The following is a 25677-nucleotide window of genomic DNA, read 5'->3' on the forward strand; positions in this document are numbered from 1 at the left end:
ATTCTTTCGATGAGTCCGCAGGAAGCGTCCTACATGTCAGAACAGCAAAAATTAACCGTCCTTCTCACGGGGGGCTCAGGCGTACTCGGTGAATCACTGATCGACTGCCTGGCAGAGGACTTTGACCTGGTATGCCTGGCGCGTAAAAGCCGCATTCGCCACCCGCGAGTGGAGGTGCTCAAGGGCGATATATGCAGCCCGCGACTGGGGCTGGACGTCGGCGATTATGAAGCGCTGCTCAAGCGTGTCGATTGGGTGATCCACGCCGCAGCGGTGACCCGCATGGATGGCGATATCGACCAGATCTTTTCGGTGAACTACCTCGGCACCGAAAACGTCGTGAACTTTGTCCAGCAAGCCAACGTGCCGCTTTACCACATCAGCACCCCCTTCACCCATCCGTGCGACTACTACGAAGGCGTGCAAGCAGAAACGCCTTACGAAGTCGCCAAGCGCCAGGCTGAAACGCTGGTGCGCTCGGCAGGTATCGATGTTTCGATCTTTCGTCCCTCCATCATCATTGGCGACTCGGACAGCGGGCACATGCCCAACTTCCAGGGGTTTCATATGACCATGGGTCTGATGATGTCCGGCGTGCTGCCTATCGTGCCCTGCCCGCCTGCCGGGTATATCGACTTGATCGCCCGTGACGTGGCGGCGCGGGCGATTGCCAACGCGTTGCGCCAGCGCTTGATCGGCGCAGACTACTTTCTCACCAGCGGCCCGCAGGCGCTTGATCTCAACGGTCTGTTGGACCTGATGTGCCAATCCATGGAAGCCCAGGCCCAAGCCTTCACCCGGCCGCGCTGCATGGCGCCGGATATTTATGAGCGGCTGATCCGCCCAGTGTTCCTCCCGGCACTGACCGGCAATATCCAGGCCGCGCTGGGCCGCGCCAACCAGCTGTGTCGCTATGCCTGCCTGCGTACACCGCTGCCCACGTCACTTCCTGAGTTGCTCGGCGAACCGGCGTTCAGCGCACGGGATGTCAGCCGTGAGTTACTGCTCTCGCTCAACCACTTGGCGCCCAAGCTGGGCGCGTTGACGCGCATGCTCAAGCAGCCGATGCCAACCGTCGCACAGGCGTCAGTCGCATGAACCCGCTTCTTACCGAACCCGCAGCCGACGCCGCACAGGTCGACCAGTACTTCCGCCAGCACGTGAATTCAGGGTATGCGCGCCTTGCGTCGTTGATGAATCTGCCGATCGAACAGTCCAGCCATGGCGTTTATATCTACGACAGCCAAGGCCGCAAGTACCTGGATGCCGGCGGCTATGGCGTATTTTTCCTCGGCCACGGCCACCCGGTGGTGGTGGCGGCCGTCACCCGGCAGCTGCAGCAAAACGCCCTGGCCAGCAAGCTGTTGCTCAACCCGCAACAGGCTTTCGCCGCGCAAGCCCTGGCTGCGCATTGCCCTGGCAACCTGGACTATGTGTTCTTTTGCAACTCAGGTGCCGAGGCCACCGAAGCCGGCCTGAAACTCGCCCGGCTCAACGGCTGCCGCCGCACGCTGTCGACCCTCGGCGGCTTCCACGGCAAGACCCTCGGCGCCCTCGCCGTCACCGGCCGCGAAAGCTACCGCGAGCCGTTCAGCGGCCTGCTCAGTGAAAGCACGTTCGTCCCCTTCGGCGACAGCGCCGCGCTGGAACAGCAATTGCGCGCTTCGCCGGACAAGGCCTGTGTGATTCTCGAACCGATCCAGGCCGAAGCGGGTGTGATCCTCGCGCCGCCAGGCTACCTGACACGTGTCCGCGCACTGTGCGACCAGTACGGCGCCGTGCTGATCATCGACGAAATCCAGTCCGGCATGGGCCGTACCGGCCATTGGTGGGCATGCGACCAGGAACAGGTGGTGCCCGACATCATGCTGGTGGGCAAAAGCCTGTCCGGTGGCTGCGTGCCGGTCAGTGCCATGGTCGCCAGCGCGGCGATTTACGCGCCGTTCAACCGCAACCCCACGGTGCATACCTCGACCTTCGGCGCCAACCCGCTGGCCATGGCGGCCGTGCAGGCCACGTTGCAAGTGATGGTGCAGGAAGACCTCGTGGAACGTGCCCGGCTGATGGGCCAGGACCTGCACGCCCGCTTCAGCGCGCTGTTGCAGCAGAGGGGCCTGGCCGAGCGCGTCAAGTTGCGCAGTGCCGGCTTGTTGCTGGGCTTTGAATTCAGCGACGCCTCGGTCGCCGCGAACATGGTCATGGCCCTGATCGAACAGCAAATCATTGTGTGCCACTCGCTCAATGACCACCGGGTCGTCAGGCTCACGCCTTCCCCGCTGCTGACAGCCCAGGATTGCAATCGGTTGATCGAGGGGTTCACCCACGCGCTGACCACCTCAATACCATCCCTTTGATTGGAGTTTCCCCCATGCAAGAAGTCAACGTACTGGCCCATATCCCCAGTGCCTGCGCTGATGAAGTCTTTGCCGTGATCAGCGACTTCAGCAACTACGTCGAGCTGTGCGAGTCGGTGCGCAATATCACGATCAATAAGGTCAGCGACCAGGTGTCGCTCACCTCCTGGGAAGTCAATTTCCACAGCGGCATTCTCAAGTGGCAGGAGCGTGACACGTTCAATGCCCAGACCCGGGAAATCCACTTCGAGCAAATGAGCGGCGATGTCGATCACTTCTCCGGCACCTGGCAAGTACTGGCGGACGGCAAAGACGCGGTCATCACCTTCGCGTCGCGCTTTGACCTGGGCCTGCCGATGCTCGCCGACATGCTCGACCCCGTGGCCCACAAAGCCATCCGCGACAACATTCACTCGATCATCACCGGTCTGTTCCCGGCGAGTTACTTGAAGGCCTGAACCATGTCCCTTTCACTGTTGAATCGCTCGCGTGCCTTGCTGCACAGCTACGCCCCAGGTTTTGACGAACGCCTGGCGAGCATCGCATTCACCGAACGCGAAGCGCCGCCTAGCGAAGTCATCGCCCTGTTCAAGCAACAAGGGCCGGTCGGCCTGTTGGTCAATCGTGCCGCGGGCGGGTTGGGCGCGGGCATCCTTGATGCCGTGCATGTGCAGATCGCCCTGGGCGCGCGTTCACCCTCGCTGGCGGTGGCCAGCACCATGCATCAGTTTTCCGTGGCGAGCCTGTTGGCCCTCACCCAGAACGGCGGCGGCGCCGAAGGTTTGCTGTTGGCGGCGGTCGCACAAAAGCGCTTGCTGCTGTCCTCGGGGTTTGCCGAAGGCAACTCGGGCGCCGGCATTCTCGATTCGAACATGCAGGCGCTGCAAACCCCTGAAGGTGTATTGCTCAGTGGCAGCAAAAAGCCCTGCTGCCTGGGTCAGTCGATGGACTTGCTCACCGCCAGCTACACCCGCCAGACCGCCGAGGGCGAAGAGCTGATGGTCGCACTGATTCCGGCGAATGCACCGGGCATCACGCGGTCGCCGTTCTGGCAGAACAGCGCACTGGCCGCCGCCGAAAGCATCGAGGTGCGCCTCAACGAAGTCTTCGTGCCCGAACGCATGTTGTTTTCCGCCGGCTACAAACACCTGTTGGGCGACGTGCAAACCGTCGGTTTCATCTGGTTCGAGCTGTTGATTTGCGCGTCCTACGTGGGGGCCTGCGCCGGATTGATCGAGTCTGTGATCGAGGCCGGGCGCTGGACACCCCATCACCGCGTGGAGCTGGCGGCTCAGCTGCAACTGGCGATCAGTGCCCTGGAAGGCGCGGCGCTGGATATCGAACGCAACCCGCAGGACCTGCCGAACGTGCTGGCCCGCCTGCTGCTGGTGCGCTACGGCATCGAACAACTGCTCACCGAGCTTTCGGACCAGGCCCACGCCATGCTCGGTGGGATGGCGTTTATCACCAGCAACCAGAGTTCGAACTGGTTGATGGCCTGCCGTGGCCTGCAGTTTCACCCGCCGGCGAAGATCTCGATGGCGAGCAACCTCGACACCTACTTGTCCCACTCAACCTTCAGCATCGCCGGAGCGCACCCATGAACCTGCTCGGAAAAATCGTCGTGATCACCGGAACCGCGCGCGGCCTCGGTTACGCGGCGGCCTGCACATTGAAAAAACAGGGCGCCACCGTGATCGGCCTGGACATTCTTGCGCCACAAGAGCCCGGGTTGCTGGATGGGTTTTATCAAGTCGACCTGTGTGACCGAACGGCGCTGGCGCAGGTGATTGGCGCCATCAGCACCGACTTCGGCGACATCGATATCCTGGTGAATAACGCCGGCACCCTGACCCTGGAACGCGGTGAAACCGGCGTCACCGACGCAGTCACCCGCGCGGTGGATGTGAACCTGTTCGCGCCATGGCAACTAGTGGCCGGGTTCCTGCCGGGGTTGCTGCGCAAGCGCGGCAAAGTGGTCAACGTGTCGTCGCTGTTTGCCCTGGTGAACGCGCCTTATGTGGCCGCATACGCTGCCAGCAAACGCGCGCTGAGTGCTTATTCGGACGTGCTGCGCATGCAATATCGCGGGCAGCTCGACGTGGTCACCGTGTACCCGGGCTTTATCGACACCGCCATTCACTTGCCCGCCCAGCGCGTGGGTTTGTCGGTCAAGCGCCTGGTGACGTTCATGTGGGGTGACAGGACCCTGCTGTCTCTCGAAGAGAAACTCGATGCCGCCGCCGATGGCCTGGTTCGCGCCTGCCAAAAAGACGGCCTGCGCAACCGCGGGCTGACCTTTATGGGCACGCTGGCCATGTACACCGCGCGTATCGCACCAAGTGTGGTCGACGCCTTTATCGCCCTGCGCCTGCGCACGCTGACCCGCGGCGGGCACCTCGCGCTCAAACCTGAACTGATCGAGTAACGCGTTGCCAATGGCCAGACAACTCCACAGCAAGCCTCAGGTCCGCCTCGATCGCGCCTTGTTCAAGGCCCGGTCGGGTGAGTCCCTGTTGATCATCGGTTACGCCTTGTGCCTCTTCCTGCTGCCCCTCGCGCTGTTTGTGTGGGTGGCGAACACGGCCGCCACCCTGTGGGTGTTGCTGTGCTCGCCCCTTTGGGTGCTGGCCGGGTACGGGTGGTTTCTGCAAGCGATCCTCGGGCATGAAGGTTTCCACTTCAACCTGAGCAGCAGGCCTATGCACAGTTGCTACCTGGGCATTTCCACCAGTTCGTTGCTGCCTGGATTCTGCGTGACCGGTTACTTCGTCGACCATTGGCAACACCATCGCTACAGCAACAGCGAACAGGACCCGGACTATCGGCACTTCTCGCGTTATCGGAGCCTGTTTAGCCGCCTTGCGCTGTCACGGTTGATGGCCACCTCGAACTATCTGCAGGCGACGTTGCGCCTGGCCTTCGGCCCGCCGGTCAGCCCATCGCCCTTGCCTTCGCCTTTGAGCGCAGCCCAGGTGCGACGACTGGCGCGCTGCAATATCGCGTGCCAGGTCGGCTGGTTGAGCGTCTACGCGGTCGCCCTGTGGCAGATCGACGGGCTGCTGCTCGGGTTTGCCTTGAGCCTGGCGGTTGCGTTCCTGCTCTCGGCAGTCAATGCCTATCAGGAACATGCCTTCAGCGAGGGCCATGACCAGCCCCCTGCCCGCTCGCGTACCTCGCGCCTGAGCACCTGGCTGCACGCCGGCGCGAACTTTCACCTGGAACATCACTTTTATCCAGCGGTGCCGTGCTGGCGCCTGCCCAAGGTCCACCGCCAACTGCTGGACGCGGGGTGGTACGCAGACCGGCAATACCTGCTGGAAACACGCTTCATACCGTCCTTCAAGTACGCCTCCGGTCGCCATCCTTACCGGGGCGACACGCTGAACGACTGAACGGCCCCCTTACTTTTCCCATGGATTTTGGCCTGAACCACCAGGCCGCAGGAGCAGCTATGCCTTTTGATATCGACCGCCACATTGAAACCGAGCGCGCCCAGTTATTCGGCCACCCGCTTTTCGCCAATATCCGCACCGTTGAAGATGTACGCACACTGATGGAATTTCATGTGTTTGCCGTATGGGACTTCATGACCCTGCTCAAGCGCATCCAGCGCGACCTCACCTGTGTGGAGTTGCCGTGGGTACCGCCAACGCATATCACGGCTGCGCGCTTGATCAATGAAATCGTGGTCGGCGAAGAAACCGACGAACACCCCGATGGCGGCTTTATCAGCCACCTGGACCTGTACCTGACCGCCATGGATGAAATCGGCGCCGACAGCTCGGTATTCCGCCGTTTCCTCGCTGCCATCCAGGCCAAGGAACCGCTGGCCAAGGCCCTCAGCGACCGCGATATCCCATTGGCGGCCAAAGTGTTCATGTGCCAGACGCTCGATGTGGCGCAACACGGCACCACCGAAGCGGTGTTGGCGTACTTCTTCTTTGGCCGTGAAGACATCATCCCCGACATGTTCGGACGCCTGCTGTCGCAATGGTCGGTCAGCGAAACCGAGGTGCCGATGCTCACCTATTACTTGAAGCGCCACATCGAAATGGATGGCGACGATCACGGCCCGGCCGCTAAACGCATCATCGCTGAAATCGTCACCACCCCTGTGCAACACCAGCACATGGTCGAAAGCGCCAAGACCGCGATCAAATCGCGCATCGATTTGTGGGATGGCGTGCATCACTTCCTGCAGCACAAAGCGCAACACGCCACGGACCGCCCTGAGTGCCTAAGCCTCGCATGACCACAGGGAGCAGGACATGACCAAAGGTAAATTGATAAAACTGACACTGTGCGGCGTTGTGGTCGGTGGGTTACTGCTGCTCGGCTGGCAACGTTGGCAGTATTCCAACGCTTACGTGAGTACCGATAACGCCGAGCTCGATGGCGTGATCATTCCGGTGCGCGCCAAGCTCTCGGGCGTGGTGATGAGCGTGCCGGTGACAGACAACCTCACGGTGCAAAGCGGTGATCTGCTGTTTCAGATCCGCGACAGCGAATATCAATACCAGGTCGAGCAGCGTGAGGCGCAATGGCAGGCGTTGCTTGCTGCCGCAGGGCGCGGCGGCGGTCCGGGTGCGTTGGACAGCCAGGTCCTCGGCGCGGTCGCGATGCGCCAGGCGGCGCAAGCGGCGCTGGCACAATCCAGTGCCAATCTGGAGCAGGCGCGCAACGACTACGGGCGCGCCCGCCGCCTGGGCGCCCAAGGTGTGTTGAGCACCCAGGATCTTGAGGTGGCCAAGGCGCGTTTCGACGCCCTGAGCCACGCTCAGGAAGTGGCACGCGGCAATGCCCAGGCTGCCGCGCAAAGCACCTTGGCCAACAAAGCCGAACTGAAAGTGCAGGACTACCGGATCGCGGCGGCGCAAGCCGAACTGGAACAGGCCCGGATCAAGCTGCACGACACTCGTCAGACCGCGCCGGTGCGCAGCATTGTCTCGAAAAAAGAAGTCGAGCCGGGCCAATTCGTGGTCGCCGGGCAGAAGCTGTTGAGCCTGATTGCCACCGACCCGCTGTGGATTACCGCCAACTTCAAGGAAACCCAGGTCGGGCGCGTGCGGGTCGGCCAGTTGGCCAAGGTCACTGTGGATGCGTTTCCCGGGCAGGCTTTCGACGGGGTGGTCGAGAGCCTCGCTCCGGCTACCGGCGCAAAGTTTTCACTGCTGCCCCAAGAGAACGCCACCGGCAATTTCACCAAGGTGGTGCAGCGCGTCCAGGTCAGGATTGCCCTCAAAGACGTGCCGGATGACTACAAAGCCTTGTTGAGCCCCGGCATGAGCGCCTTCGTCGAAGTCGCCACGCAACAGCACGGCAGCCACACGCTATGAAGTCGCCGTATCTGATTGCGCTGACCGTGACGCTGGTGTCGATGATGGAACTGCTCGACGTGACCATCGTCAACGTGGCGATTCCCAGCCTGATGGGCACCTACGGGGCGTCGGTCGATGAAATCTCCTGGGTATCCACCGGCTACGTGGTGGCCAACGTGGTGATCCTGCCGGTCAGCGGCTGGCTGTCGGCCTGGTTCGGGCGGCGCACTTATTACCTGGTCTCCACGGCGGTGTTCGTGCTGGCATCCGTGGGCTGCGCCTTTTCCGCCGAACTCTGGCAACTGGTGGCGTTCCGCGTACTGCAAGGCTTGGCGGGCGGCGGGTTGCTGGGGATTTCCCAGGCAATCATTTACGACGTATTCCCCAAGGAGAAGGTCAGCAGCGGCATGGCGTTGTACGGCGTTGGCGTGATGATGGGGCCGACGTTGGGCCCCACCGTCGGCGGCTATCTGATCGACACCTTGTCCTGGCACTGGATATTCCTGATCAATCTGCCCATCGGTGCTGTGGCCCTGCTGCTGTGCTGGCTGTGCATCGGCGATTCCGCCAATGAAAGCAAACCCAGCAGCGTCGACTACAGCGGCTTCTGCCTGCTGGCCCTGGGCGTCGGCAGCCTGCAGATCCTGCTGGAGCGCGGCGAGCATTGGGACTGGATGGAATCGAACTGGACGGTTACCTGCCTGTTGCTCAGCAGCTTCAGCCTGGTGGGGTTCTTCTGGTGGGAACGGCGCGCGACCAACCCGATCGTCAATGTGGCGCTGTTTCAGAACCGCGAGTTTTTGATGGGCTGCATCTGCGCGTTTTGCGTGGGCTTCGGGCTGTACAGCACGTTATTCATGGTGCCGCTGTTTTTGCAGACGTTGCTGGCACAGAGCGCGTACCAGAGCGGGCTGGTGATCTTCCCCGGGGCGGTGGCCAGTGCCATCAGCACCTTGGTGATCGGCAAGCTGTCCCAGGAAAACAAGATCGACGAGCGCGTGTTCGTGACCTTGGGCATCGTCATGTACTGCTATGCGATGTTCCTGCACACCCAGTTCACCCTCGACAGCAACCCGGACACGCTCTATTGGCCCCTGGTGATTCGCGGCCTGGGCCTGGGCATGATCTTCGTACCGCTGACCAACCTGGCCATGCGCCGTCTGCCGCTGACGTTGATCTCGGGCGCCTCGGGCGTGCTCAACCTGATGCGCCAGCTGGGCGGCAGCGTCGGCATCGCCATTGCCGCGACCCTGCTCACGCGGTTTTCGTGGGAGCGCTATCGCCTGCTGTCCGAGCATGTGACCGAGTCCAGCCTGGTTGCCAGTGGCTGGGGCGGCGTGGAATCCAACCCGCTGTTTCTGTCCCTGAACCTTGCAAGCCATCAACAAGCCTTGGCCCTGATGCCTTACCTGCAAGCGCGTGAACAAGCGCAAATGCTGGCCTTCAGCATGCTGTTCGGCACATTGGGCGCGGTCATGGCCATCGGCATTCCCATGGTGCTGATGATGCGCAGAAGCACCCTCAGCCGATAACTTCTCCAGTGGAGCACATCCCCTTGCGTATTCCAGGGCTGCATCTCGACCCGATCACACTGCTCACTTTCCTGTGCGGCCTCAGCCTCGCCTGCTGCCCGGCCAATGCGGCGGCGGAAGACTTGTACCAGCTGTACCAGAAGGCGCTGACCCACGACATGAAGTTCGCCGCCGCGCAGGCGCAACAATTGGCCACCGCGGAAAAAGAACCGCAAAGCCGTGCCAACCTGTTACCGGACCTGTCGGTCACCGGCGGCGCGGCGTGGGTCGATGCCGAGGATTCGTCCGACTACCATCGCAACCGCAATAACACCAACGCCTATGCCGTGGTTCTCACCCAACCGCTGTTGCGCTGGCAGAGTGTGGTTGCCCACGACCAAAGCAAACTGATGATCAGCGCCAGCGAGGTGCAGACCGAACAGGCGCGCCAGGACCTGATGCTGCGTGTCGCCCGCGCCTACTTCGACGTACTGCTTAACCAGGAACTGCTGAACACCCGCACGCAACAGTTGCAAACCCTGCAGGAGAGCCAGGACCGCACTCGGCGTTTGTTGGCCGACGGCGCCAGCACCCACAACGCGCTCGAACAGGTTCAGGCCAAATACGACCAGGCCTTCGCCGAGCAAATCGCCGCACGCGGCGCGCTGGATATCACCACCGAAGCGCTCACCCAATTGACCGCCGCCCAGGCGCGCCCATGGTCGGGCAAGGAGCCACAATTCAGCGCTCCGGTGCCCGCCGCGATCGGCGCCTGGGCCACCACCGCGCAACAAGGCAACCTCGCCGTGCAGCGGGCGCAGATTGCCCAGCGCCTGGCCGAAATGGACATCGACAAGGAACAAGCCGGCCACTTGCCGACGCTTGACCTGATCGCCGCCCATGGCCGTTTTGCCTCGGTCGGCGGCGATGTGTACGACGTCACCCTGCCGGAGAATCCTTATAACCAGACGGTGGTCGGGGTCAAACTGAGCGTGCCACTGTATGGCGGCGGCCGTACCAGCAGCCGCGTGCGCGAAGCCCATGCGTTGCAGAGCAAAGCCCTGGATGAACTCGAAGATGCGCGCCGCAGCGCCGGGCTGATGGCCCGCCAGGCCTACCTGCAAGTGACCAGCGGCATGAGCCAATACCAGGCGCTCAAGCAGGCGCTGAAATCCAGCCAGGTCAACCTCACGTCGGTGACCCACGGCTTCGAGGCCGGTGCGCGCATCAACACGGAGGTGCTGGACGCACAGCAGAAAGTCACGGACACCCAGCAACGTTTGGCCCAGCAACGCTACGCGATTCTGCTCGCGCAGCTCAACCTGCTGGCGTCGACGGGGAACCTGAACGACGCGCGTCTGCGTGAGGTCAGTCGCCTGCTCGATTGAACCCGGTGCGCGCCCCATTCAGCCCATGTACCTGAGCCATTGAATTCAGGGTTCGATAATCGAACAGGTTCCCACTTCTGCCGTTCAAGTTCACTGCGTGAATGCGGATAGCACGATCACTATTACTTAAGTGGTCTGCGGAGTATGCCCATGTTTGCCCATCTGAAAATTCGCACCGGGATGATCGGGGTGCTGCTGCTGTTCGTTATTGCACTGTTGTTCTCGACCCTGAACGGCTGGCGGTCGGCGGTACGCAGTCACGAGCACATTGACGAGTTGGGGCGTACCTCGCGACAAATCGACGGGATCAACAACGCGTTGCTGCTGGCAATCCGTACCAGCGCCAACGTGTCCTCGGCGTTCATCGAGACCGTCGGCGGGCGTTTCGACGACGCGGAAGCCCGGCTGGTGCGCAGTGAGGCGATCTGGAGTGACGCCATCGCCAAGGTCAATGCCTCGACCACAGACTTGCGTGACCCGCAGTTGAAGGCCCTCGCCGAAGATCTCAAGCGTGCGTTCGCCGTATACGGCACGGCCATCGTCGGACAACGCGCCGCCACGCGCGCGCGCTCCGCCGAAGAGTATTTTCAAGTCAACATCGATGCCGGCAACAGCATGACCAAGCTTCAGGAGATTCGCGTGAAGCTGGTCGGCGCGTTGGATGCCCGTGCCCAGGAGATCAACACGGAGGCGGCTGCGCGGCTGCAGACTTCGCAAACCCTGGCCATTGCCTTGATCCTGCTGACCCTGGCACTCGCTGTCGTCTGCTGGGTATTCATCTCGGGCACCGTCCTGCGCCCATTGCGCGCGGCCGGCGAGCACTTCAAGCGCATTGCGGGGGGCGATCTGACCCGCGAAGTCGTCTCGCCTGGCCGCAACGAAATTGGCGAATTGTTCCTTGAACTGCAACGCATGCAGGCCAGCCAGCGTGAAACACTGATCCAGATCGCTGACTCAGCCACGCAGTTGGCCTCAGCCGCTGAAGAACTCAACGCCGTCACCGAAGAAAGCAACCGTGGCCTCCAGCAGCAGGACATGCAGCTGGAACAGGCCGCGACCGCGGTGAACCAGATGACCAGTGCGGTCGAAGAAGTGGCGCGCAACGCGGTGTCGACTTCGCAAGCGGCCACCGCCTCCAATACGCTGTCGGAAAAAAGCCGTCAGCAGGTACGCGAAAACATCAGCGGTACGCAATCGATGACCGCCGAAATTCACGGCAGCGCCGAGCGTATCCAGCACCTCGCCAATGAAGTGCGCAACATCGGCAAGGTGCTCGACGTGATCCGGGCCGTCTCGGAGCAGACCAACCTGCTGGCCCTCAACGCGGCGATCGAAGCAGCCCGGGCCGGTGAAGCCGGTCGGGGGTTTGCTGTCGTGGCCGACGAGGTCCGCACCCTCGCCTACCGCACCCAGGAATCGACCCGCGAGATCGAACAGATGATTGCCAGCGTGCAGAGCACTGCCGAACACGCGGTGGATTCGATGCGCAGCAGCACGGCGCGGGCGCAAGGCACGCTGGAAATCACGCAGGCGTCGGGGGTGGTGCTGGAGGATATCTTCGCGGCCATCGGCCAGATCAACGAGCGCAACCTGGTGATTGCCAGTGCCGCCGAAGAACAGGCCCAGGTTGCGCGTGAGGTCGACAGCAACCTGTTGGCGATCCGCGACCTGTCGGCGCAATCCGCGGCGGGCGCCTTACAGACCAACGCAGCGAGCCATGCGCTGTCACGCTTGGCTGCGGAGCTGAGCGGGCTGGTGGGAGGCTTTCGGACTTGATCCTTGGCGTAAGACACACGCCGGCTAAGGGCGTGCACGCAGCGGCTTTGTCGGAACCTGGACTTTTCACGACGACCGTCCGCAACGCACGTCCCGAATACTCGATAGAAATTGCCTGGTTTGACGGTTGGATCGCAGACAGACGACGTGACATGTTGAGGGCGCCGTTGTCGCAAGCTGCCTCATCTTGGCACGCGCCGATTTACGGGTAGTCCACATGAAGTTGAAAAGCGCTAGAAGGTTCTTTAGCTGCTCTGGGCAATCCTCTGGAAGGTCGGGGCGAGTGCTACCACGCTGGGTCAAAGTTCTAAGAAACACACGCCAAAACCGAAGTACCGGCGACCGATCAATCCATATTAAGAGGTCGGCTCTGGCAATACGGTTATCCCAGGTGGCCGAATGGCCACCTTCAAAAATCCACTGATCGCGAGCCTCGGCCTCGTGACAAAGGCGAGTCTTCTCATCAGTGTTTCGCTCAACCCATCCCGGTTGCCAATGGATCGTGTCGATATGGATGACCGGAAGACCTGTGTGCTTGCCCATCGCCCGAGCCAGCGTACTTTTTCCTGACCCTGGTTGGCCAATAATCATGACACGCTGCATAGGAGCCCCTGCGCATTGAACATCCTGATCATACTGAGCGACGCTGCCCCTCATTGGAACACTTCACAATCGAATCGTGTTGATTAGTGCTACGCAACGACGGGTGAAGTTCCAGGCGATAGGCGAGAGTAGAAAGACCGCGACAAGAAACGCCACCTGGGACAGGTAGAACGGCTCCAGCCACTGCTGGTTCAATGCGACGTAATAGGTGTTATGGGCGACGTCAGCCAGAATGATTGCTGCTGTAAGGATGATGCCCACCCTTGGTTTTATGAAAAGGAGCAGTGCCGCCAGCGGGTCAAAAAACGTAAGCGCCCCCCAGAAAATACGGCTAGCCCAATAGGCGCTGGCCCCGTATCCGTAGTCCCAGAGCAACCCATGCTGAAAATCTGCTCGAATGTGATTGGTGGTTGCGACCAAAAGGCAACAGGCGAACAAAACTCGGATGGCGAATGACGACCGTGGCATAGCTGGATCTGCTTTCGTGAAGTAATCCTATGATAACGGGATCAACCAACGTCGCAGCAATGTAAACGTATGGCAAACCCGTCTTGACCAGACGACTTTGGGCCGTGCGACAATTGGTTGCATATCGTTGGGCAAGAAATGTAGGTTGTACCGTCAACATAAATACGTCGTTTAACTGGAGCTACATGGACGAGCTAAGAGTTTTCAGCAACACTCACTGGATAGTGACTCATCGGCGAGATTCACGTTACGACGGGTATTTGATAATTTCATCTGAAGAGACGGCTTCAGATCTCAGCGATTTGAGCGACGAAGCCATGTCATCTCTCGGTTTGGTGATGAAAACCTCGGAGCGTCTGCTGGCAAAGGTGTATTCCCCTTACAAAGTAATGTTCTACAAATTGGGATTTTCTCCTGACTTCAGCGCACATTTTCATGTCGTTCCAGTCTCGGAAGACTTGCTCGCAGAGATATCAAAACACCCCGGTTATTCCGACAATCCTGACTGTAACGACGCAATTGTTTTTCTAAGTCGAGAGTACTGTGAAAGACCTCTTACCGTTGGCGAAGCAGAAAAACAGCTCTCGGCGGTTCATTTGCTCAGGGCCTTTCTGTGACTAAGATACTTTCGCGCGGTTAAGCGGATACCCACTTGTGCGGTGGCAGTTCTTCAATCTCACTCGCCCGCTGCGTCGGCAGGCGCGTTAGAATATCCCTCAAATACGCGTATGGACCATGCCCATTCAACCGCGCAGTAAGCGTTTGGCCAACTCTCCTGGAGTAGTTGGGGTATTGCGCAGACTCTCCCATCCAATTGCATGGAATTGACATAAGTGTCCATTCAACACACATGTTGCGTGGTTAAACGCGCGCCTACTTAACTGTTGACTCTGATAGGAATAGGCAATGCTCTAAGACAAACCGGCATAGGTGACCGAGTTTTCGATAGATATCATGGCCTCGTCCCTACTTATTGGAAGTCGCCATGAACAGCAGAAAAACCATATTCATCACGGGGGTGAGCAGTGGCTTCGGCAACGCGCTGGCGCAAGAAGCTCTTGCAGCGGGCCACCGCGTCATAGGTACCGTGCGTAGTGAAGCCGCCTTGCGCGCCTTTCAGGCGCTCTCGGTGGATCATGCTCATGGGGTGATTCTGGATATCACTGACTTCGCCCGGATCGACAGCGTAGTAGCTGCTATTGAAGCAACCCACGGCCCAGTCGACGTGTTGGTCAACAACGCCGGCTACGGTCATGAGGGCATCTTTGAAGAGTCGCCGCTGGAGGAAATGCGTCGCCAATTCGACGTCAACGTGTTCGGCGCGGTAGCGGTGACCAAGGCTTTCGTGCCTTATTTTCGCAAGCGTCGCACTGGTCATATTCTTAATATCACTTCTATGGGCGGCACCATCACGATGCCGGGCATCGCGTACTACTGCGGGAGCAAGTTTGCTCTCGAAGGTATCTCCGATACGCTGAGCAAAGAACTGCTACCTTTCAACATCTTCGTGACCGCCGTGGCACCTGGTTCGTTTCGCACTGACTGGGCCGGTCGTTCGATGCAGCGCACCCCACGAAGCATTGCTGACTATGACGCCAGTTTCGACCCGGTACGTAAGGCCCGCGAAGAACAGAGCGGCAAACAGCTTGGCGACCCGCGAAAAGCGGCGCAAGCGATGTTGCAGGTTATTGCCAGCCCGACACCACCGGCACACTTATTATTGGGCAGTGACGCGTTGGGGCTGGTACGTGACAAGCTGAATCGCACGGCCAGGGAGATTGATCAATGGGAAGCGCTGACCCTTACCACCGACGGTTGAGCGGCCAGCAGAGGGGACATCAATGAATCGGGCCGACTCAGGCACCTCGCGCATGGTGCATTTGATGGAAACCCTCGCGCCGGTCGAGGGCTACAACCTCAGCACGCTAGAGGATATCCGCTTTTTGCGTTCGAATCGGCCACTGACTCGCACTCCGGTGCTGTATGACCCGGGTATCGTGATCCTGTGCCAAGGGCGCAAACGTGGCTATCTGGGCGATGACGTATACGTTTATGACGCCCAGCACTATCTAGTGGTGTCCGTCCCAGTTCCTTTCACCATGGAGACCGATGCCAGCGAGGCGCAGCCAATGCTGGCGGTCTACATGCGCCTCGACTTACAAATGGCCAGCGAGTTGATACTGCAAATGGATGAAGCTCTCGGGCCAAGTGATGCCCAGCCCAAGGGCATGTATGCCTCGCCAATGGACGATTTGCTGCGCGCCTCGACGCTACGCTTTCTTGAGGCGATGAGCAGTCCGGGCGAAGCGCAAATACTTGGGCCGTCGCTGGTGCGGGAGATCTACTACCGCATCCTAACCGGCGAGCAAGGTGGCTCGATGCGCGCCGCGCTCAATCGCCAGGGTCACTTTGGTAAGGTCACTCGTGCGATCCGCAAGATCCATAGTTGCTACCAGGAGCGCCTGGATGTGGTGTCCCTTGCCCAAGAAGCGAGCATGAGCGTGCCCAACTTTCATCTGCACTTTCGCAGCGTGACGGACTCGTCGCCGATGCAATACCTGAAGTCGACGCGCTTGCACCAGGCGCGATTACTGATGCTACGCAACGCTATGACCGCTTCGACGGCGGCGTTCAATGTAGGCTACGAAAGCGCCTCGCAATTCAGCCGCGAATTCAAACGTTTCTTTGGGCGCACGCCCCAGGCAGAGATCGAATGGATGAAGGCGACCTACGCACTGCCTGCGCCGCCCACGCCATCTATGTACGTCTCGTCACATTAGCGATGAGCCGACCCGCTGCTCCGGCAACCCCAGTACCAGCGCTGTCCGCACCTGCCCAACATACTTTGGGCGGTTGAACGGGCGCCCATTTATGCGGCAGCAACTCGTTAATCTCACTTGCCCGCTGCGTCGGCAGCCGCGTCAGCACATCTTTGAGATAAGCATACGGGTCATGCCCGTTGAGCCGCGCCGACTGGATCAAGCTCATGATCGCTGCCGCCCGTTTGCCACGGCGTAAAGACCCTGCGAAGAGCCAGCTCTTGCGCCCAAGAGCCCATGGCCTGATTTGGTTTTCGGCCCAATTGTTGTCTATGGGCACGGCCCCTCATCACAGGTACTGCTTTTTCTTGCCGTATTAGGCGCCGTAAATCCGTAAGCGTTTCGGAAACACACCTTGTGAACTCCAGAATTAATGGCGATGGTGTTCGCGTATTTTAAGCGGAGGTATGCAACATCTATCATAAGTCTGTGGGCGCCTTGATTCGCCTTGGCCATTTTTTGGATGTGACCATCTCATCCCAATCAGCCAGGCGAGCGCGTTTTGTGTATGAATAGTACAAGCATAACTCCGCGCCAGATTGATCCTTCATGGATGGAGGGGGCTTAATGCCTCGCACTAATATTGCGAAAATTTCTTCCGAGTCGAGGAAATGCGCTTGAGTTCTTGAAAAGGAAGGCTTCAGCAGTTTACTTATTGCTTTGCAGGCTGTAACAGCCGCATTGGTCGATTGTCTGGTCTCATTTGGAGCAGCGTCCGCATACAAAAGTGTGCTGATCCAGGTCAATACCGCCAAAACTATCCACTTCAATATCTAGCTCCTTCAACAGGCTTTAATTGCCGGCTAACAAGTCTTGGTACGAACATGCCTTGTGTGATTAAAGAGGTCCCACTTATGTGGCGGCAATTGATTGATTTCACTCGCCGGCTGTGTAGGTGGGCGCCTGAACGTCCTTCAGGTAAACATACGATCATTACCATTCTAGGTCGCAATCTGTATAAATTAATGATCGCTGCTGCTGGTTTTCCGCTGCGCAGGGAACCTGCAAAACAAGCGCCCGCCGAACACACCTTGCTTGATTAAACGGGCGCCCATCTGCGCGGTAGCAGTTTGGTAATCTCACTCGCCCGCTGCGTCGGCAGGCGTGTAAGAACATCCTTCAAGTAAGCATACGGATCATGCCCGCTGAGCCGTACCGACTGGATCAAACTCGCGATTGCAGCCGCACGTTTGCCACTGCGCAGCGAGCCTGCGAACAACCAATTCGAGCGGCCAAGAGCCCAGGGCCGAATTTGATTCGCACACACGTCGAGAGTCACACAGAAACCTTGCGCGTTTAACTGTTGAACCCGCGCCAGGGCTTCGCCTAGCGTGGCACCAGCAATGTAGCGGCGGGAGATTTTTTGGATAATTGCGCGCGGAATCAAAGGGATGGCACGAGCCATCAAAGCGTTAAAAAGGTGCATATCAATACCCGAGATGAAAAACAGCAAACTTCCGCTTCTTCGCGCCAAAGCGTCGAAAAACCACGGACGAAGCAAAGCCGCCACTCCTTTTTTGAGAGCAGCATGAAGCAGAGTCACAGTCGTATGCGTCAGCGCATAACGGCAGCGTCTACTGCGAGCTTCAGTTCATCAATGGGGGCCAGGCGGCGACGTGCATGTTTTCTTCTTCAGGTGCTTGTTAACGTCAATGTTGTTGAAGTCCTCTGCCCCAGTACTGCCCACGCTTTTTGTAGCGCTTGATGGGGGACCGGACGGTGATCGATAGCACGAAAAAAGCAAGGTGTCTTGGACAGAGGTAACACGCGTGACTGGATGAACAGGCGCGCCTCACGCCCGCCAGGCCCGTGAGATAATCACGCGCTACGAGCGGACGACTCCGCCGAATAGATGACGGTTTGCGCGCTGTTCGCCGCAACGGTTTGCCGGGTGAAGTAGGTGTCGCCTTCGTCAGTCAGAATCTCATAGTCGACTTTTTGCGTGCTGCTGGCGTGTTTGATGATTTTCAGCACGCGCTGGAATTTCACGCTTTGCGTGCCGTTCTGGTTGGGCCCGGTCAGTACATTCACGCTTTGAAACCATCCGGCGTGTTGCTTGTTGCTCACCAGCGCGTTGGTCATCGCCTCGAACCGCTCCAGGCGGGTGAAGCCCCACAGCGTCTGCTCCTCGACGGTTGCGTCGGGGGTGGCGGCGCCGGTAAACACGAAGATATTGATCGTCGGGCTGTCTTCACAAAAGAAGTCATACGGGACCAGGCCATCGACCATTTTCCTGCCGGGCACAAAGCCCTTTTTATGCACCTGAAACATCGCCACCTCCGCTCAAACAATGGCGACAAGTCTAATGAGCGGCGACGTACAGGGCGGTCAAGCCAATGTAATGTCGTGTAAAGATCGCGCGTTGTGCAGGTTGACCTCAACGGTCAGCCCACCGCCTGACTCATTGCGAGCCACGATGCTGCCGCCGTGCATCTGTACTGCCCGCGCGGCGATGGCCAAGCCCAGGCCAAAGCCGACGCTGGCCTATCCGATTCGCACGCCGGAGAACGCGGATAAACAGGTGTTTCAGTTTTCCATGGGCCAGACGTTCTGACCATTTCAGCGGGTTAACGCGCTGCTCGTCATCGCGGGATACCGGCGTTATGTTTTATCGCCTGGCTCCGATGGGGCCTCGGCGACGGTTGCGGATTCGCGAGGCACATACGGTACTGGAATAGAGGGTGCGAGTGGGCGCCGTGTGAGGGCTGACCGGGACTTACCGCGAACCTTCTCTTCCCACTTGGCACGCTCCTGAGGGATGTCTTCGATCGGGATTTTCCTGTCCGTGCGCCTAAGTGCGATCAGTGCCACCACCAATACGGTTACGACAGCCGAGGATAGAATATCTAAAAGGTCCATGTTTCTTTCCGGTAGCCGTTGGCCGGCGATGGCTTGACTTCGTTGATGGTAGTTCGGCGAAGCAGAAAATTACTTTCCGATCGTTGTAAGAACACTATTCCAGGTTGTTTGTTTTCCTTAGTTGCGTAGGCGTTACGCCAAGTTTGCTGCGCAGGACACGGGTCAAATGTGCCTGATCTGAAAACCCACAATGATAGGCAATTTCCTTAATCGACAGTGTGCCGCTGTACAGCATTCGCTTGGCCCGTTCGATGCGCTGTTCGGTAACAAAGGTGTGTGGCGAACAGTCGAACGACTCGCTGAATTTCCTGGAAAACGTCCAGACGCCCAACCCTACGGCATCGGCCATTTCGTCCAGGCGTATGGACTCCTCCAGATGAGCATCGATGAACTCGAGCAAGTACTTTTTTTGTTGTTGCGACAGCCGCCCAGGCGCACTGGACTCTTTAAAGGTGACACTGGCGTAATGCCGTAGAAGGTGAATGGCCAACTGCATGCTCAAGGCTTCCACATACAATGCGCCACCAATCCCACGACTTCTTACTTCATTGGTAATTGCGCCGACAATAGCCGTGAGGATCGTGTCTTGGGTACGGAGCAGATCATGCAGGCGCACCTCTTCAATCGGACGCTCCATAACATCCATGGCCACACGAGACATCAGCGCATTGGAAAGATAGAGATGAGAAACATCAATGTCTTCTGTCCAGTTCCAATGGGAGTCCTGTGACATCGTAAGCAGGGAAATATCGCCCGGCGCGCAAGCGGTACGTGTCCAGCCCTCATCCACACAACGATCCATCGGTGTGTGGCCGCCAAAGTAATAAACGATCATGAAATGATCAAGGGGTGGAATGAGGACGTCCTGACCTTTATATCGATATGAGCGTTGCTGCATATCTTTCCATCCGAGTTCTTCGCTTGAGCTGAGAACTACGCCTGGCACCCACTTGAGAAGTTCCTTTGGGGTAATGACGGTCGGCATACTTGAAGTCTCACTTGAGGGCCGTTACCCTGGCTCTTATTGCGCTCCTACGCAAATTTGAAAGCACTCGAGAGATGGCCGTGGAGTATTGTTTTTATTAGTATTTACAGCTCACCAGAATACTAGCATGGGATGAACAGTGTCGAAAAAAATATCCAACGTTATGCGACTTAAGTGATTATAAAAAACCGAACACAGGGATTAAATGGCTATAAAGCGTGACCGAGATGATTTGCATGGGTTGAGGGTTGCGAACGTTTCCCGTCCCGCTAAAAAAACGGCCACCGCCGGGCGGCCGTAAAGGGGCTGCGAGAAGTGATTCTCGCAACGGAGCGACGCCTGTCAGGCCAACGCCCTGGTGATGTCTTCGCTGATTATCCTGGCGTAGTCGGTGTTGCTCAGTGACTTAGAATACGTAAAGCAATCGAAGATTGACGCGAGACTCTTCCTTGAAGCCATTTTCAACTGAAAGGTCTCGCCCCAATGTCGCAAGCAACTGAGCTTTTGGCGTCACGAAATAAGACCCGCCCAGCATTATTTTTGCTTGACGGCTTTCATCTTCCAGTTCGGTTCCGTCAACTTTCCTCTGCCCACCCCATAGCCGGGAATAACCGACATGCATAGCCGCGCGCTCACTGAACATGTACCTGATGAATCCTTGCATCTGATACTGCGGGTCCTGCTTCAGCGTCAGGTCGCGGGAGGAATAACGATCGTTGTCGCCGAAAAAAGTCACGTCAGCGACGAAATCCAGAATGACGCGGCTGCCGATGCCGTGCATGTATCCGCCCTGCAAGACATACTTCCATCGGTTCTCCCCAATATTCAACTCTTTATTCTTGTTGTAGTCGCCTATTGGCAAAAAAAGATATTGAGTGACGGCCAATGCGCGGTTTGTTGAAGGGTCCTGATGGATCCATACCGCATTGGCCAGAATCGGATCGCCCATTCCGCTTTCGCTGCCCATGCCTTTTATATCGCCACCGGCCGACAGGTGGCCAAAAGGCAATAGCAGTTGGATATTCGTCAGGACGCCTGCAAACGCTTGATAGCTGACCCCCCTCAGAATGCTGACATCCGAGTACAGGTTATATTTGTCACCTAACTGATTGCCGCGCACGTAATAATCGTGGCGTTCTGCATGCTGTAAATACAGCAGCCCGAGCTGTGTGCCGTCTGGCATTGGCGTATAGTCGCCAGGATCGACATCCAATGCGTGGCACACAATCGGAAGTTGTAGACCAAGCATTAAAGTCGCCAACTGAAACGCATGCATAATTCGGCAGTGGCTATTGTTTTTCCTCAGGCAGTCGACGCTAGCATCAGAACTCGACTTGAGCGTATTGGGCGCGCGCAAAGCATGTGCTGTTGTTATTATGTTCATCTTCAACCCTGTTTTTTTAAAATTGTTCTGGGTCTAGCACAGGTGTCCTGTGCTATTTTTTTTGAAGCTTGTTTCAATATGTCGGGGACGAAAGCAGCTCTGCCAGATGGGCGTCCAGTTGATTGAGCATTTGCGTATCGGTGCCAAAAAGTCCGAGGTGACCGTCGATTGATTGCAATGGCCTGAACTCGCTGTTCAGGATCATTTTCTGCTCCGACAGACAATCGTCCACGGTAAAGAACTGGTCATGTGAGATGGGCATGACATAGGTTTTCGCTCGGATTCGCCCCAGGGCCGCCGCAAGATCACCGCCCGTGTTTCGACTGACATCGCCCCGTTGCCATTTCCAGGCCATGGTCAGGAGGTTGTTAGGGTCCATTGCTGCAAAGTAGTTCGTCATAAAGCTGTCGACGAATACCTGCATCGACTCGAAACCCAGCGCCTTATGCCGCTCGGCGCGGAAGAACGCGGTACTCCAGCCCATCAATGTCCAGACTTTCGCGTGGCGCTTGAGCCCGGCCGCCACTGCCGCCGATGAGCCGTATAAGCCGGCCCGGAAGGCCGGATCGGTGGTTATCGCATCAATCAGTATTTCGCTGAACAGGAAGTCATGTTCGCTATTGCGCGCGGTGCCCGCTATGGCTGCGGCGCGTTTGACAAAGTCTGGATAGCGCACGGCCCACTCATAGGTTTGCTGTGCGCCCATCGATCCCCCGACCACTAACGCCAGGCTCTCGATGCCAAAGTATTCGGTGAGCAGTGTGTGCTGGGCACTGACGTCATCGCCAATTCTGACATTCGGGAACCCAGGGCCAGCCAATGAACCGCCGGTGTTACTCGCAGAGCTGGAAAGACCGTTACCGATCTGGTTGACGACGATGATGCAGTATTTCGCAGGGTCCAGCGCCCGCCCTTTGCCGATGTAAATCTGCTCCATCGCCTTGCTTGTGCCGGAATACCAAGTGGGAACCAGTATGGCGTTAGTCTTGTCGGCGTTCAGGGTGCCATGTATGGCTACGGCCAGCTGACATTCAGGAATGCACGAGCCTTCTTCAAGCTGAAGCGCTCCGATGTTGATCAGTTCAAAAGGACCGTGATGTTCCTGGGAGTAATAGTTGTTCATTTCAGGTTACCTCGAATATCGAGCTGTCACGGCGCAATAGAGAGTCGGAGTGACAGCTGCAATCAATGAGCAGTCGTTCGACCTCAAGCCATTTCAAAGCCTGGGTAACCCTGTGCGGCTATTTCGTCGCAGCGGCGATGATAGTTACCGACGCCGCCGATATACGATACAAGTCGGCGCGGTTTTCCATCGACGTTGGAGCCCATGTACCAAGAGTCGGTTTTGACGACCAGGGTCTTCGCCGCCGTCTCGTCGTGATGCTGTACCCAGTCGTCCTCGAACTCTTTGGAAGCTTCCACGACTTGTTTGCCGTGCTGGATGGCAAACTCAATGCATCCGGTGATCCAGTCCACCTGCTGCTGCAGGCAAGTGGTCATGTTGCAAAGTGCCGCCGACGGTGCCAACGGCGCACCGGTGGTGAACAGGTTGGGGTAGCCATGGATCTGCAGCCCCATCGATGTACGGATTTCTTGTTTCCACTGCTCCCTCAACGACCGGTTATCGCGCCCTCGAATGTCGATCCGGCTGAGTGCGCCGGAGCCTGCATCGAAACCCACGGCCAGCACGATGATGTCTACCTCGTGAATCTTTCCATCCGCGGTCTGGATCCCCTCCGGCACAATGCGCTCGATCGGCGACTGCTTGCAGTCGACCGCCTCGACGTTGGGTTGCAGATAGACTTCAAGGTACTTGCTTTCCAGCGGTACGCGATGGGTGCCGAAGCCATAGTCGGTCGGGATCAGCAGGTTGCAGAGATCTGGCCTCGACTGCAGGCGCTCACGCATCTTGATACGCACGAACTCCGACACGACTTCATTGACCTGTTCGTCAAAGAACATTTCGGGAAACGACGCCAGCCACATGGCCAAAGAGCCATCCTCCCAGAGTTGTTCAAGCACGGCTTGTCGCTCGTCGGGGGTTTTCTCGGCCCAGGGGCCGGCGTCGAAGTCATAGTCGAAACCGGCAAAGGTCTCTCGCACGCGCTTCTTGAGCTGGTGGAATTGGGTACCCCACTTTTCCCAGTCTTCTTTGCTGTACTTAGGGTTCCTCATCGGAATCACATACTGCGGGGTACGCACGAAGACCTTCATCGATCCCACCGCCGGAGCGATGGTCTGGATCACCTGAATACCGGTGGCGCCAGTGCCTACCACGGCCACGCGCTTGCCGTTGAAGTCCACGGGGTCTTTTGGCCACAGACCGGTGTGATAGATCTGACCGTTGAAGTCGGTTTGGCCGGGGAACCGATCGGACAGCGGAGCGGACAGCATCCCGCAGCAAGAGATCAGATATTGCGTATTGATCGTTTCGCCGGCCTCGGTTGTCACCCTCCAGTGCCCGCTCTCTTCGCAGAAGTGCGCGGCAGCGATGCGGGTGTTGAACTGGATATCTTTCTTGAGGTCGAGCCGATTGGCGACGAAGTTCAGCCACTGCTCTGTTTCGGGCTGAGCCGGGAAACGCTCGGTGGGTTGCCAGGACTTATAGAGTTCTTCAGAGAACCAGTACTGATAAATTTCTGCCTGAGAGTCAAACCGCGCACCGGGGTAACGATTCCAATACCATGTGCCGCCCACTCCGGAAGCCGTATCGTAGGCGCGGACCGTCAAGCCCATCTCACGAAGTCGATACAACTGGTAGAGGCCAGCTACCCCTGCACCAATCACCATTGCGTCCAAGTACGTGACTTTGCCGTTTTCGGCAGACACAGCGGCGAGTTTAGATTGAGCACTCATTTTGAAGCCTCATATTGTTATGTTTATATTTGCCTTTACTTACTTGCTGCCAGGCAATGCTTAAGGCACGGATAAACGATAACAACCGAGGCGCGTTTTACTCTTGAAGGAAATGGTGAATAGCTTGAACAATCCGGTGCGATTAACCGGGCTTCGTCGAGGCCTACACCAGATCGGAAGACCCGTCTGATTGAGGCCCCCGCGAGCTCCCGCTAGAGCGCATCCGACTCGCGGCTGGCAACCTGTATCACCTCACATGGGCGACTCTTGACCCACAGCCCAAACTCTTTCATTACCGCAACGACCGGTTCCAATCGTCGCCCGTCCACGGTGAGTTCGTACTCAACCGTCACGGGCACGGTGGGGAATACCGTCCGTTTGACCAGCCCGGCTTGCTCAAGGGCGCGCAAGTCGAGGGTCAGCATGCGTTGTGAAATAGCCGGAATGTCGCGCCTCAGCGCATTAAAACGCTTCGGCCCATCGAGCAGGTAGGACGCAAGAAGCAGGCGCCAGCGGCCACCCAACAAACGCATCGCTTCTTCGACCGAGCAGCCAGAGATGTTGTCTTTCATGGTCAGAGTCCTGGCCGGGTGTAGGTATATTTTTTGTACCTATACTACAAAATAGTGCGTTCTTCCTATTTTATACCGGGCATCTAGAATCAGCTGAAGCGCGCTCTCCATTGGATTGACAGCGCTCCCCCTGTCCTGGAGTTTGCCAATGAAGTTGTACTACATCCCCGCGTCTTGCTCGCTTTCGCCCCACATCGTTCTGAATGAATTGGGTCTCGATGCCACGCTGATCAAGGTCGATCACAAGACGCACCTTACCGACTCGGGCGCCAACTACTTCGAGGTCAACCGTCTGGGCTACGTACCCGCCATCGAGCTGGACGATGGCACGCTCCTGCGTGAAGGCCCGGCAATCGTGCAGTATTTGGGCGACCTGAAGCCGGCGCTTGGGCTGGTTCCCGCTCATGGCACTCTCGATCGATACCGACTTCAGGAATGGCTGAGCTTCCTGTCGTCTGAGATTCACAAGGGCTACATTCCACTGTTGTACGCCACACTCGCAGGTCAATACGTCGAGACTGCCAAGCCAAAGCTGGAAAAGCGCTTCGCCTGGATCGACGAACAATTGAGTACCCGTCCATACCTCATGGGCGATGCCTTCACTGTGGCGGATGCCTATCTGTTCGCATTGACCGGCTGGGGCCAGGCCTCTTGGCTGACCAGCTATTACAAGGCCGACATCCACTTCGAGCACTTGCATAACCTCCGGGCCTGGTATGACCGGGTCAAGGTGCGTCCTGCGGTGCGCAAAGCATTGCGAGACGAAGGCCTTGCGTGAAAG

The 25677-nt window shown here is 58.2% G+C and carries 24 protein-coding genes and 4 pseudogenes; 16 read left to right on the forward strand and 12 right to left on the reverse strand.

Going from position 1 to position 25677, the window contains the following annotated elements; translation table 11 throughout:
* Positions 1–33 precede the first annotated feature (33 nt).
* The 11 genes from AC07W0_RS21635 (at position 34) to AC07W0_RS21685 (ending at position 12350) form a co-directional block, all read left to right on the forward strand.
* Complete coding sequence (locus AC07W0_RS21635; protein ID WP_102618236.1) at positions 34–1098, forward strand: SDR family oxidoreductase; 1065 nt, start codon at positions 34–36, stop codon at positions 1096–1098.
* On the forward strand, positions 1095–2354 hold the full coding sequence (locus AC07W0_RS21640) for an aspartate aminotransferase family protein (RefSeq protein WP_102618235.1): 1260 nt from the start codon (positions 1095–1097) through the stop codon (positions 2352–2354). Before AC07W0_RS21635 ends, AC07W0_RS21640 begins: the two co-directional genes overlap by 4 nt.
* A gap of 14 nt (positions 2355–2368) precedes the next feature.
* Positions 2369–2812 (forward strand): type II toxin-antitoxin system RatA family toxin, encoded by a 444-nt coding sequence (locus AC07W0_RS21645; protein ID WP_046489543.1) that lies wholly within the window; start codon positions 2369–2371, stop codon positions 2810–2812.
* A gap of 3 nt (positions 2813–2815) precedes the next feature.
* Complete coding sequence (locus AC07W0_RS21650; RefSeq protein ID WP_102618234.1) at positions 2816–3958, forward strand: acyl-CoA dehydrogenase family protein; 1143 nt, start codon at positions 2816–2818, stop codon at positions 3956–3958.
* Positions 3955–4782 (forward strand): SDR family NAD(P)-dependent oxidoreductase, encoded by an 828-nt coding sequence (locus AC07W0_RS21655; protein ID WP_017849074.1) that lies wholly within the window; start codon positions 3955–3957, stop codon positions 4780–4782. The genes AC07W0_RS21650 and AC07W0_RS21655 overlap by 4 nt, the downstream gene beginning before the upstream one ends.
* Positions 4783–4792: 10 nt before the next feature.
* Positions 4793–5749 (forward strand): fatty acid desaturase, encoded by a 957-nt coding sequence (locus tag AC07W0_RS21660; protein ID WP_102618233.1) that lies wholly within the window; start codon positions 4793–4795, stop codon positions 5747–5749.
* Between the two features lie 59 nt (positions 5750–5808).
* Positions 5809–6609, forward strand: coding sequence for a DUF3050 domain-containing protein (locus AC07W0_RS21665; RefSeq protein WP_017849072.1), 801 nt, complete (start codon positions 5809–5811; stop codon positions 6607–6609).
* 16 nt (positions 6610–6625) lie between these two features.
* Entirely contained in the window at positions 6626–7693 is a 1068-nt protein-coding gene (locus tag AC07W0_RS21670; protein WP_046489549.1) for an HlyD family secretion protein, read from the forward strand.
* Positions 7690–9207 (forward strand): DHA2 family efflux MFS transporter permease subunit, encoded by a 1518-nt coding sequence (locus AC07W0_RS21675; RefSeq protein WP_102618232.1) that lies wholly within the window; start codon positions 7690–7692, stop codon positions 9205–9207. Before AC07W0_RS21670 ends, AC07W0_RS21675 begins: the two co-directional genes overlap by 4 nt.
* A gap of 23 nt (positions 9208–9230) precedes the next feature.
* A complete protein-coding gene (locus AC07W0_RS21680) occupies positions 9231–10574 on the forward strand; it encodes a TolC family outer membrane protein (protein ID WP_102618231.1) in 1344 nt (447 codons plus the stop codon).
* 150 nt (positions 10575–10724) lie between these two features.
* Positions 10725–12350, forward strand: coding sequence for a methyl-accepting chemotaxis protein (locus tag AC07W0_RS21685; RefSeq protein WP_102618230.1), 1626 nt, complete (start codon positions 10725–10727; stop codon positions 12348–12350).
* A 66-nt stretch (positions 12351–12416) separates the two neighbouring features.
* Here AC07W0_RS21685 and AC07W0_RS21690 read toward each other — a convergent pair whose 3' ends face one another.
* Together AC07W0_RS21690 and AC07W0_RS21695 are read right to left on the reverse strand one after the other, a co-directional pair.
* Positions 12417–12953 (reverse strand): AAA family ATPase, encoded by a 537-nt coding sequence (locus AC07W0_RS21690; protein WP_102618229.1) that lies wholly within the window; start codon positions 12951–12953, stop codon positions 12417–12419.
* 63 nt (positions 12954–13016) lie between these two features.
* A complete protein-coding gene (locus AC07W0_RS21695; RefSeq protein WP_102618228.1) occupies positions 13017–13421 on the reverse strand; it encodes a hypothetical protein in 405 nt (134 codons plus the stop codon).
* A gap of 185 nt (positions 13422–13606) precedes the next feature.
* On the opposite strand from AC07W0_RS21695, the gene AC07W0_RS21700 reads away from it, so the two are divergent.
* Positions 13607–14038, forward strand: coding sequence for an HIT family protein (locus AC07W0_RS21700; RefSeq protein WP_102618227.1), 432 nt, complete (start codon positions 13607–13609; stop codon positions 14036–14038).
* Positions 14039–14057: 19 nt separating this feature from the next.
* On the opposite strand, the pseudogene AC07W0_RS21705 reads toward AC07W0_RS21700, so the two are convergent.
* Positions 14058–14177, reverse strand: a pseudogene (locus AC07W0_RS21705) (transposase domain-containing protein); the annotation flags it as partial.
* A 229-nt stretch (positions 14178–14406) separates the two neighbouring features.
* On the opposite strand from AC07W0_RS21705, the gene AC07W0_RS21710 reads away from it, so the two are divergent.
* On the forward strand, positions 14407–15240 hold the full coding sequence (locus tag AC07W0_RS21710; RefSeq protein ID WP_102618226.1) for an oxidoreductase: 834 nt from the start codon (positions 14407–14409) through the stop codon (positions 15238–15240).
* A 22-nt stretch (positions 15241–15262) separates the two neighbouring features.
* Positions 15263–16201 (forward strand): AraC family transcriptional regulator, encoded by a 939-nt coding sequence (locus tag AC07W0_RS21715; RefSeq protein ID WP_102618225.1) that lies wholly within the window; start codon positions 15263–15265, stop codon positions 16199–16201.
* A gap of 76 nt (positions 16202–16277) precedes the next feature.
* On the opposite strand, the pseudogene AC07W0_RS21720 reads toward AC07W0_RS21715, so the two are convergent.
* The 4 genes and pseudogenes from AC07W0_RS21720 to AC07W0_RS21735 all read right to left on the reverse strand — a co-directional run.
* A pseudogene (locus tag AC07W0_RS21720) lies at positions 16278–16526 on the reverse strand (transposase domain-containing protein); the annotation flags it as partial.
* 753 nt (positions 16527–17279) lie between these two features.
* Positions 17280–17498 (reverse strand): annotated as a pseudogene (locus tag AC07W0_RS21725) (transposase domain-containing protein); the annotation flags it as partial.
* Positions 17499–18058: 560 nt separating this feature from the next.
* Positions 18059–18511: a hypothetical protein gene (locus tag AC07W0_RS21730; RefSeq protein ID WP_046489557.1), complete on the reverse strand. Its 453-nt coding sequence runs from the start codon at positions 18509–18511 to the stop codon at positions 18059–18061.
* Positions 18512–18568: 57 nt separating this feature from the next.
* Positions 18569–18724: pseudogene (locus tag AC07W0_RS21735) on the reverse strand (ATP-binding protein); the annotation flags it as partial.
* Between AC07W0_RS21735 and AC07W0_RS21740 the strand changes: the two are divergent.
* Positions 18657–18794 (forward strand): hypothetical protein, encoded by a 138-nt coding sequence (locus tag AC07W0_RS21740; protein ID WP_017849061.1) that lies wholly within the window; start codon positions 18657–18659, stop codon positions 18792–18794. The pseudogene AC07W0_RS21735 and the gene AC07W0_RS21740 overlap by 68 nt on opposite strands.
* Before the next feature lie 399 nt (positions 18795–19193).
* On the opposite strand, the gene AC07W0_RS21745 is transcribed toward AC07W0_RS21740, so the two are convergent.
* The 5 genes from AC07W0_RS21745 to AC07W0_RS21765 form a co-directional block, all read right to left on the reverse strand.
* Entirely contained in the window at positions 19194–20084 is an 891-nt protein-coding gene (locus tag AC07W0_RS21745; protein ID WP_102618224.1) for a helix-turn-helix domain-containing protein, read from the reverse strand.
* Between the two features lie 406 nt (positions 20085–20490).
* Positions 20491–21468: a transporter gene (locus AC07W0_RS21750; protein WP_256580863.1), complete on the reverse strand. Its 978-nt coding sequence runs from the start codon at positions 21466–21468 to the stop codon at positions 20491–20493.
* A gap of 73 nt (positions 21469–21541) precedes the next feature.
* Positions 21542–22591, reverse strand: coding sequence for an alpha/beta fold hydrolase (locus AC07W0_RS21755; RefSeq protein WP_102618222.1), 1050 nt, complete (start codon positions 22589–22591; stop codon positions 21542–21544).
* 83 nt (positions 22592–22674) lie between these two features.
* A complete protein-coding gene (locus tag AC07W0_RS21760) occupies positions 22675–24324 on the reverse strand; it encodes a flavin-containing monooxygenase (RefSeq protein ID WP_102618221.1) in 1650 nt (549 codons plus the stop codon).
* Positions 24325–24536: 212 nt separating this feature from the next.
* Entirely contained in the window at positions 24537–24896 is a 360-nt protein-coding gene (locus AC07W0_RS21765) for a winged helix-turn-helix transcriptional regulator (RefSeq protein ID WP_046489568.1), read from the reverse strand.
* A gap of 148 nt (positions 24897–25044) precedes the next feature.
* Between AC07W0_RS21765 and gstA the strand changes: the two genes are divergently transcribed.
* The gene (gene gstA, locus AC07W0_RS21770; protein WP_046383405.1) at positions 25045–25674 is read left to right on the forward strand and encodes a glutathione transferase GstA; all 630 of its coding nucleotides are present in this window, start codon (positions 25045–25047) and stop codon (positions 25672–25674) included.
* Positions 25675–25677: the final 3 nt, after the last annotated feature.

The sequence above is a fragment of the Pseudomonas sp. GW704-F2 genome, assembly GCF_059423025.1.

Excerpts from the sequence above, each read along its gene's own strand:
- AC07W0_RS21635 (WP_102618236.1), top strand. The coding sequence starts at position 34 with ATGTCAGAACAGCAAAAATTAACCGTCCTTCTCACGGGGGGCTCAGGC.
- AC07W0_RS21640 (WP_102618235.1), top strand. The coding sequence starts at position 1,095 with ATGAACCCGCTTCTTACCGAACCCGCAGCCGACGCCGCACAGGTCGAC.
- AC07W0_RS21645 (WP_046489543.1), top strand. The coding sequence starts at position 2,369 with ATGCAAGAAGTCAACGTACTGGCCCATATCCCCAGTGCCTGCGCTGAT.
- AC07W0_RS21650 (WP_102618234.1), top strand. The coding sequence starts at position 2,816 with ATGTCCCTTTCACTGTTGAATCGCTCGCGTGCCTTGCTGCACAGCTAC.
- AC07W0_RS21655 (WP_017849074.1), top strand. The coding sequence starts at position 3,955 with ATGAACCTGCTCGGAAAAATCGTCGTGATCACCGGAACCGCGCGCGGC.
- AC07W0_RS21660 (WP_102618233.1), top strand. The coding sequence starts at position 4,793 with ATGGCCAGACAACTCCACAGCAAGCCTCAGGTCCGCCTCGATCGCGCC.
- AC07W0_RS21665 (WP_017849072.1), top strand. The coding sequence starts at position 5,809 with ATGCCTTTTGATATCGACCGCCACATTGAAACCGAGCGCGCCCAGTTA.
- AC07W0_RS21670 (WP_046489549.1), top strand. The coding sequence starts at position 6,626 with ATGACCAAAGGTAAATTGATAAAACTGACACTGTGCGGCGTTGTGGTC.
- AC07W0_RS21675 (WP_102618232.1), top strand. The coding sequence starts at position 7,690 with ATGAAGTCGCCGTATCTGATTGCGCTGACCGTGACGCTGGTGTCGATG.
- AC07W0_RS21685 (WP_102618230.1), top strand. The coding sequence starts at position 10,725 with ATGTTTGCCCATCTGAAAATTCGCACCGGGATGATCGGGGTGCTGCTG.
- AC07W0_RS21690 (WP_102618229.1), bottom strand. The coding sequence starts at position 12,953 with ATGCAGCGTGTCATGATTATTGGCCAACCAGGGTCAGGAAAAAGTACG.
- AC07W0_RS21695 (WP_102618228.1), bottom strand. The coding sequence starts at position 13,421 with ATGCCACGGTCGTCATTCGCCATCCGAGTTTTGTTCGCCTGTTGCCTT.
- AC07W0_RS21700 (WP_102618227.1), top strand. The coding sequence starts at position 13,607 with ATGGACGAGCTAAGAGTTTTCAGCAACACTCACTGGATAGTGACTCAT.
- AC07W0_RS21710 (WP_102618226.1), top strand. The coding sequence starts at position 14,407 with ATGAACAGCAGAAAAACCATATTCATCACGGGGGTGAGCAGTGGCTTC.
- AC07W0_RS21715 (WP_102618225.1), top strand. The coding sequence starts at position 15,263 with ATGAATCGGGCCGACTCAGGCACCTCGCGCATGGTGCATTTGATGGAA.
- AC07W0_RS21730 (WP_046489557.1), bottom strand. The coding sequence starts at position 18,511 with ATGTTTCAGGTGCATAAAAAGGGCTTTGTGCCCGGCAGGAAAATGGTC.
- AC07W0_RS21740 (WP_017849061.1), top strand. The coding sequence starts at position 18,657 with ATGCTGCCGCCGTGCATCTGTACTGCCCGCGCGGCGATGGCCAAGCCC.
- AC07W0_RS21745 (WP_102618224.1), bottom strand. The coding sequence starts at position 20,084 with ATGCCGACCGTCATTACCCCAAAGGAACTTCTCAAGTGGGTGCCAGGC.
- AC07W0_RS21750 (WP_256580863.1), bottom strand. The coding sequence starts at position 21,468 with ATGAACATAATAACAACAGCACATGCTTTGCGCGCGCCCAATACGCTC.
- AC07W0_RS21755 (WP_102618222.1), bottom strand. The coding sequence starts at position 22,591 with ATGAACAACTATTACTCCCAGGAACATCACGGTCCTTTTGAACTGATC.
- AC07W0_RS21760 (WP_102618221.1), bottom strand. The coding sequence starts at position 24,324 with ATGAGTGCTCAATCTAAACTCGCCGCTGTGTCTGCCGAAAACGGCAAA.
- AC07W0_RS21765 (WP_046489568.1), bottom strand. The coding sequence starts at position 24,896 with ATGAAAGACAACATCTCTGGCTGCTCGGTCGAAGAAGCGATGCGTTTG.
- gstA (WP_046383405.1), top strand. The coding sequence starts at position 25,045 with ATGAAGTTGTACTACATCCCCGCGTCTTGCTCGCTTTCGCCCCACATC.